At 53.5% G+C, this 10650-nt stretch carries 7 protein-coding genes and 1 pseudogene; 2 read left to right on the forward strand and 6 right to left on the reverse strand.

Features of this window, described 5'->3' with window-relative positions; all coding sequences use genetic code 11:
• From LOM8899_RS22560 to LOM8899_RS22575, 4 genes and pseudogenes are all read right to left on the reverse strand, one after another.
• Nucleotides 1-127 (reverse strand): annotated as a pseudogene (locus LOM8899_RS22560) (IS5/IS1182 family transposase); the annotation flags it as partial.
• 345 nt (nucleotides 128-472) lie between these two features.
• Nucleotides 473-1072 (reverse strand): hypothetical protein, encoded by a 600-nt coding sequence (locus tag LOM8899_RS22565; protein WP_133065099.1) that lies wholly within the window; start codon nucleotides 1070-1072, stop codon nucleotides 473-475.
• On the reverse strand, nucleotides 1069-2805 hold the full coding sequence (locus LOM8899_RS22570) for a glycosyltransferase family protein (RefSeq protein WP_133065100.1): 1737 nt from the start codon (nucleotides 2803-2805) through the stop codon (nucleotides 1069-1071). The genes LOM8899_RS22565 and LOM8899_RS22570 overlap by 4 nt, the downstream gene beginning before the upstream one ends.
• The gene (locus LOM8899_RS22575) at nucleotides 2802-5066 is read right to left on the reverse strand and encodes a glycosyltransferase (RefSeq protein WP_093994483.1); all 2265 of its coding nucleotides are present in this window, start codon (nucleotides 5064-5066) and stop codon (nucleotides 2802-2804) included. Before LOM8899_RS22575 ends, LOM8899_RS22570 begins: the two co-directional genes overlap by 4 nt.
• 75 nt (nucleotides 5067-5141) lie before the next feature.
• Between LOM8899_RS22575 and LOM8899_RS22580 the strand changes: the two genes are divergently transcribed.
• Nucleotides 5142-6872 carry a class I SAM-dependent methyltransferase gene (locus LOM8899_RS22580; protein WP_133065101.1) on the forward strand — a complete coding sequence of 577 codons (1731 nt, stop codon included), beginning with the start codon at nucleotides 5142-5144 and terminating at the stop codon, nucleotides 6870-6872.
• A gap of 3 nt (nucleotides 6873-6875) precedes the next feature.
• On the opposite strand, the gene LOM8899_RS22585 is transcribed toward LOM8899_RS22580, so the two are convergent.
• Entirely contained in the window at nucleotides 6876-7331 is a 456-nt protein-coding gene (locus LOM8899_RS22585; RefSeq protein WP_093994485.1) for a hypothetical protein, read from the reverse strand.
• Nucleotides 7328-8329, reverse strand: a complete 1002-nt coding sequence (locus LOM8899_RS22590; RefSeq protein ID WP_093994486.1) for a hypothetical protein — start codon at nucleotides 8327-8329, stop codon at nucleotides 7328-7330. The genes LOM8899_RS22585 and LOM8899_RS22590 overlap by 4 nt, the downstream gene beginning before the upstream one ends.
• 736 nt (nucleotides 8330-9065) lie before the next feature.
• Here LOM8899_RS22590 and LOM8899_RS22595 point away from each other — a divergent pair.
• Complete coding sequence (locus LOM8899_RS22595; protein WP_093994487.1) at nucleotides 9066-10028, forward strand: class I SAM-dependent methyltransferase; 963 nt, start codon at nucleotides 9066-9068, stop codon at nucleotides 10026-10028.
• Nucleotides 10029-10650 lie beyond the last annotated feature (622 nt).

A 10650-nucleotide genomic window follows, 5' to 3' on the forward strand; every position in this document is an offset into this window, starting at 1 on the left:
CGCACCAACGCAAGCCATTGCGATTGATGAAAATTATGCCGCTCAACACGCGCAAATCATCAACACGCGGCTTGCCATGGCTCTTCGGAAAGAACGGCTTCAACCGCTCAATCTGCTCGTCGGTCAGTCAGAAAAGGTTGCTCATCATCACCCCCGTCAGTTCGGGAGCTTGATTCACGCAGGCCGGGCGGCCTCAAGCCGATTTATGGGTCCTGACACTAGCACGCAGTGGCCCATCGAAACGCTTGCATAGTTCCCAATCTCTGGGAGAGGCAGTCATATTGATCAATGTAACAAGCCCGCCAATTAGGCCGGTGTTCGTCATAGCGAACAGACAATAACAACAACATTGAAAGATGTTGAACAAAGCCTGAAGCGACCCCGTTGCGGGTATGCGGTAAATCAAAAATGCCATGACGCTACTAGGGACAACTTTACTCCCATCCTTTACGATGTCGTGCGGTCAATTGCCTCAATATTTCACGCCTGATGACACGGCATTCAAATTTTGTGACTGGTGGATTCTGGTACCGTCGATCAAATCACGAATTTGATCGAGGTTGTGGCGTTGACTTACGAGCTTTAGGGTCCTTTTGTTCCATCCCAATTGTTCAGCATACGCAGCCAGTTCAAATCGGCGGAAGAAGGGCAAGATTTCCAGCCGTTTGACCAGGAACAATGGTCGGCAAAATGGTCGGCTATGATGTTCATCAAAGAAGCTGATAAGTGCGCGTTTCACGGTGTCCGAATGTGCGTCCGAGATCAACAAACCAATGCCTGGTAGATTCCCGGGTTGGTCAAAGGTCGCGATTGAGCCCAACGGAATTGAAAGGGGAGCAAGCCCGGCGTGCATTGCATTGTGGACGGCGGGATCAGGACTTCGAAACCCCTTCTGATCGGGCGGTTGATCGTTCCCATTCGGGAAAAGGAATTCCTCCCTTTCCAGTTCTGCCATCAGCGTACGATACTCGTGTTTGGCAAGCCGTTCGGCGCCGAGCTTTCGCTCGTTGCTGATCTTTAAGAGTAGATTCGCCCGCGCGGTCTCAATGTGCCCTTTGCCGAAGTCACTCACCACGCGTCCCCATCGTATCCTTGCGCGAAATCCGTGATTGCGTTAGCAATGTTGGAAGCACCATCTCCGATTGATAGTGCATCGCGAGAGATCGTCTTTTTGCCGACGAGGCCCAAAAATTCTTTTATTTGCATTTCGCTGGATTTGACATCCTCAGGGTCAATCATTTGAGCCCAGCCTTGGTCGACTGCAAAAGTCGCGCGGGCATATTGATCGTCAAGGCGTGCGTTCCGATTGGGTGCAAATAGGACGGGCGCGCGGCTCAGCGTCAGGACCTCGTGGAAACTATTATACCCGGCGGCCGTGATGATCCCGTCAAATGCGTTCAACAACGGTGCAATCGGGAATTTACGTAGCTGCTGAACGGTTCCTGTTGCTGGTGCGCTTGTGGACGAGAAAGGAGAGCGAAGCCAAAGAAACCGTATTTTCTCTTTCGCGGCCAGCCGTTTGATCAACGCCAAGAGCGGAGCATGATCGGCAAGACTTTCCCCACCTAAATTGAGCAAACACAAGGGCCGAAATGACCAGTGGTTCAATGCCGATCTTGCTTTACGCCTTGAAAGCAATTCATCGAGTCGTGTCGCAACGACGGGAGGGACCTGCAGAAATTTACAACTGCCCAAGTGCGCCGGTGTGATTGTCCTTGTTGGCCCAACATCCGCGGCATGTGCTAGGTCCCGTGGTTCTATGACGAGACTGCAATGATGGGTTTTTGATAAAGGATACGTGTCTGCCTCTTGATGCCACATTCCACGCCTTAGCCAGATGAAATCTGTATCCCCCAATTCAGGACGAACCAGCGCGTCCAGTATCCCCTTGGGAGGGCTACTGCCGTCATAGACGATGGCATTGATCGAGTTCTCGCCAACAAAGGCCGTAATGTCAGCAGCTTCCCAGGCGTTCCAGCTGTCTACTGACGCGCCCAGATGTTCTGCGGTCATGCGTACAACTACTGGAAACCCCTGTTCCTCGATCAATTGTGCCGCCTGTGAGTAGCTCCAGAAAAGGACGCGGCCCTTTAGCTGTTTTGCGACAGCAAGTAGCCTTGTCAGATGGCCCAACCCGACCCCGTTGGAAACCACGAAGAGAAAGGCATTCGACTGGCCCGTCTTTGGAATTTCGGGTTTGCCTTCGGGTGTTGCAAAGGCGACCAAATCCTGAACATCCAACGGCGAATTGGGTGCACAGGTAAACGATGCAGTTTTGCGCAGGCGCCACCAATTCACGTCGGCCAGAGGCATGGTGTCGGTACCGGATGTTTTGGGCAGGCGCACGATACGACCCTCTACCAGGGCTTGGCTGGTTTGCGGCGCGACAGCCGGCAGCAAAGCAAGGCCTTCAACTGGAAACCCCAAAAGGGTGTCAATCTCTTGGGCCGCGGCCTCAGTGACTGCCAAAAGGCGAAGCTCCGGGCGGCGCTCGCGCGCCAGAATATGTTTGATGAGGTTAAGATTGGTCTCCCAATCGGAATCCGTCTCGCCGAAGCGGGGCCGCCTGATGACCAAATCCACGGGCTTGTCTGTTGTCTGGAATCGCTTGAGATCCGAAAGGAAGATATCTTGAGATGTCACAATCAATCGACTTGCGACTTCGCATATGGTGAACGCATCACGCCCGGAAACGAACCTTTCACCGTTGGAGCGCAATTGGCCCCCAATCAGTTGGGCAACGGCGTCAACATCGTCACAAACAAGACCGGTCAAAGGGACGCCATTTTGCATGTTCGGAGTCAAGAGTCTTCTACTCCGTTTCCATATAGTCCCCGCGTCGCCGACGCGAGTGCGGCCATTCCAAAGCGGTTCTCAACAAAATTCTGGCGCACGTCTGCCGCGCCGTTAACAGCCTCTGGAAGCCACTCATTCAACATAAACGCAGCTTGTCGAGCGCTTGGATCGCTTGGTAGCAGAAGCCCACTGCTTGGGTGTTCCTGACACAATGCTTCTGCTACTCCGCCGACATTGCAAGCTGCAACAGGCAGGCCAGTTGCATGGGCTTCAAGAATCACGTTTGGCAAGCCTTCAACACGCGACATCAGCAGCAATACATCCATCGGGCCGTAAATCTCCTCCGCACTGTTTAGTGAATCTTCCATCTGCAGGTCATTGAACCCCAACACTTTTGCCAAAGCCAGAATGTCGTCGCGAAACGGGCCGCGGCCAATCAATCGGGCCTTGATCTTGACCGGGCTAATGGCACGCAACTCCGCAAGCGTTTGCAGCCAAAGTAAAGGGCGCTTGTTTGCAGCTAGACGAAACACCCCACCGATCATAATTTCGGTCGCTTGGCGGTTCCGGTGGCGACGGCCAAGTACCGATCTGAAAGTGTCTGTTCGTATCCCGTTTTGCAAAGTCTGTACTGCCCCGTCCGACAGGCCAAGCCACTTTTCATAATCCTTGGCGCAGGCACTGGCATTGGCGGTCAGCCTCACTCTGCTGTCCCGATTGAAGGCCTGAAACAGTGGTGCTGCATAGCGCTGCATCATGCCCCTCTTTTTCGGTTGCATGTTTCGCGCGCTCAGGACGACGCGGTCGACGTTGTTTGTCAGGCCGACCCAACCACAGGCCAGGGCGGATCGGTCTTGCCACCCATGCAGCACGTTTGGCTTGATGCGCTGCACAAGGCCTGCCGTTTGAATGATGTCGCTCCGCAATTGCCTTGGAAACAACGCGATTCTTGCCTGGTCTTGCTCCGAGAGTACACAGGTTTCCGCGCCAAAGCCTGCCAGTCGATGGATGTTGAGACCAAACGCGGTCAGTTCGTTCAAGAAATGGTCATGGCCCCTATCCGCACTCAACGAAAAGAATCCCAAATGCAGATTAGCGGCGTCATATCCCGCTTCGATTATCGCGGTACAAAGCGCCAGCAATTGCCGCTCGGCACCGCCAGCGGCGAGGGTGGCGTTGATGATCAGGATCTTGTCGGCGGTAGCCGGCCGATATCCCGCGGCAGACCTGTCAATGGAAATCCGATCCAGAAACATCTCCGGCGCCCGGTTCGTGATAGCAGACGAGAAAGTTCCCCGGCCAATCCGCCGTCGTTCTTCGTCTGAGAGGGCTATTTCGACAACGTCCTTTATTGATCGCGGGGCTGGAACGCCATGGGATTGAAGCCAGACCGATGCACCAACCATCCCGTGGTCTAACAGGATGCGGTATACTTCGGTCCAATCCTCAAAGTCGTTCGGATTACGCCGCCAGTCCAGAAACCCCGTCTGCAAGAGCGATGTGACCAGCCCAAACGACCCGAGGTTCGCCGCCAACAGCACCTTTTCGGATAGCCGCGCTTCCTGCCGTAGCAACTCGGCTGCGATCGCCTGGGCCTGTTCGCCGCGCTCCATCCGCAACAACAACCGGACCTGGTTCGATCGCGCGGTGAACTCAGTGGTGCCGCCCGAGATGGCGACTTGCTCCCACGTCTCGAGTGCTTTGGGCCAGTCGGAGAGGGATTCACGTATACGTGCAATCCGGATATCAAAGCGCGGATCATCGACAAACTTCGCTTGGACTCTTTCTGCGGTCTTGAGGGCTTCTTCCAGACGTTCGGTGCGGCGCAGGATATCAACAGCCAGAAGCGCGCCATCGGCCCTCCGCATTGTGTCCTTGCGGATCAGTTCAAGCGCCCGATCAGGATTGTCGTCGGCACATGCATGTGCAAGCAGCAGTCGCGCCTCAATGTCATCGGGGTAATCTCCGAAGACACTGGTTAACATCGTCTCGGCGTCTTGCAGGTTGTCTTGTCTTATCGCCACGTTTGCAAGAGTGAGTGCCGCATCCTGTGTCACAACACCGACTTCCCACAACGCACGAAAGAGATCGCTGGCAAGAGTTGTGGCGCCAAGATCGGCACAGCGTCGCGCCAAAAGGGTCCATAACGCGGGATTTACCTCTATCGAAAAGCCATTGGAAACCAGAAACCGGTACGCTCCTAGGAAATCACGCTTTTTGGTGAGATGGAGAACCTCCTTACGTGCACCCGCGACTGATATTGAGACCATGAAGACTTCCGTGATAGAGAGGCGTAGTTCGTTATTATACAAGATCGAAACCGCTTGCTAGTTTAGGTGATTAAGTTGACCAAGCCGAAAAATTCACCTCCTCCGAAAATGGTCACTGCAGCAGATATTGACAGCATCCGGCGTATCGTTTCTGACCACGGATCAGATAGCGTGACCGTAGAACTTGGCCCCTGGCTCGGGGCGATTAGCACAGCCATAGCGGATATCACGAACCTGCATGTCGTCGATAACTTCAAATGGACCAAACACCACGCCAAGAAAGTCCCCAAGAAAATCGAACCGGGCGAGAGTTTCCGCCCCTATTATGAAACGATCATCGCAGGTTTCGGTCAAAGCGTAACAATCCACAGTTGCGACTTCGAAACGTTTACGTGGGAAAGCGGGGCAATCGACGTTGTTGTCATCGACGCCCCCAAATCCGCGAAGATGTTGAAGCTGTGCCTCCAAAGCGTCCTGCCGTATCTGAACGACGACGGGGAGATCCTGCTCAAGCATGGCCTGAGCCCGCTTTACACGGACATGGCGAATTATGTCGCCCTACTGGCCTCCGAAGGTGTGCTGAGCATTCCCGAACAAACAGTAGAAGCGTCTTTGACGGTTCTGCGCCTATCCAAGGGCCCACGTTCCAGCCGATTTGAAGAGATCGACTCTGAGGCGCCGCTACCTATGTCCGGCAACCCGATCGAAAAGGCCGTACACTTGCACGCAGATCACGGGTTCCGTTTCTATGCGGCCGTCGATGCCGCACGGCGCAATGCATGGACATTGGCGATCAACGAACTCTCCAAGATGAAACCGAACACCAAACTTCTTCGGGTTTGGGACAAGATCGAACCGGTTTTGCATAAATTGACAAATGATGATGATGGTTTGACCAATTTTTCCGAAATCGTGGAAGTCCATCACTCTCAGGCTCCCAAGGCGAAGCTGCCCGTCGCGTTTCACAAAAGCGCGGCACTGGCTCAACGCGGGTATTGGCTGAACAACGCGGCCAATGCGTGGCGCAGTGCTTCTTATCGACCTGACATCATCGAGCGGGCGTATGACTACGGTTATCTGAACTGGCCCAGCAAGGTCCGCGAGATCGTCGCAGGGAAAGACGTCCTTGATGTTGGATGTGGGCCCGGGCTTCACGGAATCGGCTATCTTGTCGCCGGTGCGAAGTCCTACCTTGGACTCGATCCGATTGTGAAGCCAGATGTTGACCGTGTAAAGAACCTGACGGCACGAACAAAAGATCCGTTCGGCTGGACGCCAAATCAGATTTCCGCGCTTATCGAACCATGGCATGTGTCGCCGCAGGCTGTTGGCGATACGGACAAGGTACGCCGATTTGATATGGCGACGCTGCACAATGTCACCGAACATCTGCATCAACTAGACGAGATTTTTGCCGATATTGCGATCCGCCTGCGAAAGGGCGGAAAGATCTTGTACAACCATCATAACTTCTACTGCTGGAATGGCCATCATCTGCCACCGAAAAAAGTTGGCAAGATTGACACGAGCGACCCGAAGCAAAGGGACATGATTGATTGGGGCCACGTCGAATACGATCCTGCCCCAGAGCACTATATCGCCCGCGGCCTCAACCGGATCAGACTGGATGAAATCATCGCCATTACTGAAAAATATTTCGAGATTGAAGTGAGCGAAGAAATTCCCTCGCGCCCCGATACCGGTGTGAACCGCCTGACAGACGAAATCCGGCGACGGTATCCCTATTTGACGGATCGGGATTTCCTAACACAGAACCTGTTCTGCCTTGCTCGATTGCGAGACTGACAGTTAGTCGTTGCCGCCGCCGTTGTCATAGTGACCCGGCTTGTGGTGCGCGCGCAAAATCCAGTTCTCATACAGCTCGTCCGGCGTCACTCCGGCCGAACCGGAAACTGATGTGCGAACGTCGACAAACGCCTGAATGCCACTTGCGCTAGTTTGAATCACTCTCTGGTCTTGCCAGAAATCGTCAAGCGATTGCCATTTGTTTTCCGGTAAAATCCGGTAGGAAATCAGAATCGTTTCGTGCAGGTCACCGCCGGCTTCCAATGCCGATACCAGCGCATCGCCAAGGTCGGCATCCAGTGCAAGCGGCACGCGTTCCAGTTCGATTTCCTTGCGAAGATTACGCCAGATATCGTCATCAATTCGAGCAGGCTCGACAATACCCATTGCCGCCGCCGCACGGGACATCAGCGCCGAAACGATCAAGGTATTGCCGAAAAATCTCCAGATACGGTTCATTGGCTTGCACCGGAAATCATTATGCCGGCAATCGAGAAGTCATTGCTGGTTCCGGCAAGCGCGTGGAACATCACGGACGTCGCTGCAACAGGCTCGTCCCATGACGCTAGAACCTCACCATTGGGGATACTCCCCGTTGTCCGCGCAATCCGCGCCTCACTGCTGATCTGCATCAACATCGTCTGGTCTTCGAGGATGGCGTTGATGCGATCGATGTTGCGGTGATTGTCGTCCTCCAGCATGAATTCCAGACCATCTGACATCAGAGCACTGATGTCGTATTCAACGCCGTCCTGACCCGCGAAAAGGCCCTGTTTTTCAGGGTCGAGTTCGGTAACAGGCACGGTTGATAGCAACTGACGATCTCCGCGACTGTTGAGTGATGCTGACAAAACAAGAATTTCACCGTCCCTGAAAACCAGCCGCTGCCGAAGGTCACCACCTTCGCTGAAAACATCCGGAGCAACACGCTGGTTAAACGAAAAGTCCGGCAAATCCAGATTGCCAGACACACTCAGCCTGCGCTCCACGTTGCCGTTCAACCTGAACTCGAAGCCCGCTATCTCTGCGCTATCGGCAATGACCTGCGTTTCGTTTGCTGTCGCGTTGGCAGCATAGTGTTTGCCTTCGTTGATAAAGAGGTCGCTCAGCCAGATACCATAGACGTTCTGTTGGTGGGGAAATTCGATAATGATTCGTTCGTTGTAGTCAATCTCATCGTCCTGACCGCCTTCCAAAACTCCGATTCCATCTATCGGATCCCAATGCAAGAAAGCTGCATGCCAGTCTTCCCAATCGGAATGGCGATGCCATGCCAGAATTCTCAGTCCATCCACTTCGCAGATAGGCAAGCGGAAACAGGCCCCGAACCGGGCATCACGAAGGTCAATGTTTTGAGCAAGTTGCTCGTCAATAGTTGAGGATTGCTGGGCAGCAGTTCCTGAAGCGGAAGCCACGGCTGCGGTCATCAACAAAGTAAAGAAACCATGATGCATCATTATCCAACTCGCCCCCGCAGACCCTCAATGTGCACGCCCTGCTGAAGCCTCCGTGTTAACCAACATTTGGGCGAAATCAGCTTCACCAACACAACACGTACTCAAAATTTACCTCAAAAGCCATTGTTAATGTGCGGCTGAGTTCGGTGAGAGTTAACACCTGACAATATAGAAAAACGGGGAAAATCTGCTGCGAAAAACCCGTTGAGGAGCATCCCGTATGCCCAACCCTTTCTATCGATATCCGCTTCTTTCAGTCACTTGCGCAATCGCGCTTTCACATCCACAGGTTGCGGCTGCACGGCCCAATTGCTCATCCCATGCTGATGTGCGCCAAGTACTTGCAGATCGCTTTGGTGAAACCCAACAGAGGGTTGGAACCAATCAGGCAGGCCAGATTGTCGAGATCTACGCGTCTTTTCAAACCGGCAGCTGGACACTTGTAATCACAATCCCTGAAGGTGTTAGTTGTCTCGCGGCATCTGGCCACAACTACGCATCCGACTTTGCTGTCGCCCAGCCATTCGAGACTGCTAGCAACTAGCGATCTCTTTGTCCTTGGGTGTGTGTCCCTGAAATCGGCTTGCACGTGTTTCAATTAGCACGCCATACTACGGCAAGGCCGGATGGCTGTCTTAGTGCTGCGTCCTGCTGCGTGCGGCTGTCTTGATCCGGAATAAGTTGCGGGCACAGGCTCTTGTCGTAGTGCAGCCGACAAGATGATCGGACAAGAAAAATGACTTCATCTGAAAATATCAAGTCCACCGCGGACATGACGCTATTGAAACGTGGATTCGGAGATGTAGAATTGCCCGATATTCCTGACGTTCCGGGAATGATAAAACGAGAAGAAGGTCAATACCTCTATTGGCTCGGGTCCAATCTGTATACTGGGCGAGGAGCCGCGATCGAAATCGGGACGTGGTTGGGCAAAAGCACCCTACATTTGGCTGCGGGTCTTTCCAGCAATCGGCTGGCAAATAAACTTGTGTGCTATGACCATTTCCAGTGGGCTGGTGGTGCCAATTGGTCAAGTAAGGCCAAGTCGCCAAGGACACTTGAGGCCGGCGATGATTTTATGCAGGACTTCCTCGACAACGTCGCGGATTATTCCGACCTGATCGACGCACGCAGATCCAAGATCGAGAATATCGAGTTCGATGCCGACAATATAGAATTACTTATACTGGATGCGCCAAAACGTGCTGCAGATATTTTCGCTGTCATGAACGGAGTGGCTGACAAAGTCATCCCGGGGCATACAATTATCGCCTGGCAGGATTTCTTGCATCCGGCATCCTTTGAAATTCCCGCGGTGTTGGCAGATATGGCCGCTTTCCAAACTCCGGCCCATATCGTCGACGATGGAACGATGGTTGGGTTTCAAGTCGAAAAGCGTTGGACCGCTGCGGACGTGACCAAGGCGGCCTTGGGCTTTAGGAACTGGTCGCTAGAAGAATGCAGTGTTGCTTGGGAAAGCTGGCGATCAATCGTTCCAACCGCCGCGTGGCCCAGCTTTCAATCAGGATTATCAATGCTCTTACATGACAATGGGATGATCGACGAGGCTTGCAGACTGCTTGAGACTATCATCGATGACAAGTTGTGCAAAGCAAGATGGCAAAAGTGGCGAAAGACTTCGATTCCCGCCCGGTATCCAAGATTGTTTGAGGCAAAGTTCGTGGATCGAACCGCATAGTATTGGGTATTTGAGTACTTTGGTTGCGTTTACCGAAATGGCTGAGCTTGGCCTCCCTCAATATCGGTTTCACAATTGCTTCGCAAACTACCTCTTAAATTTTCTGGTCCCGGTATCTTGGCGGCCCCCCAGTTCGTTCTGGCGCGCGATGAACTTCAGTTTTGTCGGCTCTTCCGTCATCCGTCGCTATGCGATGCCAAAAGATGCCTGAGTATCTTGCTTTGAGAAGCAACTTGCATCAGCGCAAGGCCCGACAAATGTCCGCAATGGACCTGAACATTGGAAGGCGTTATGTTTGCCTGCCAAAACCGGTCATTCGCACAAATTGCTGCATCGGACGATTTGGGCTCCGACCGGCTTTCCGCGCTGCGGCAAGTACCCGCGATCCGAAGTTGTTCGAATGTCGGCTCTCGCAGCTGACCCTGCCTCACCTCGCGTATGCAGCGAATTCACACATTCCGCCCTTACTGCGTGTCGTAGGAGTAGTAAGGTGCCGACCTGCTCCCCTGAGAAGTTCTTGATTTGATGTTAGCCTGTTCTCCAACTGAGGAGACAGACGATGAAGAGAAGCCGGTTCAGCGAAGCGCAGATCATCGGCATTTTGGAGGAACACCAGGCGGGC

The organism is Flavimaricola marinus (genome assembly GCF_900184895.1).
GTDB lineage: Bacteria > Pseudomonadota > Alphaproteobacteria > Rhodobacterales > Rhodobacteraceae > Flavimaricola > Flavimaricola marinus.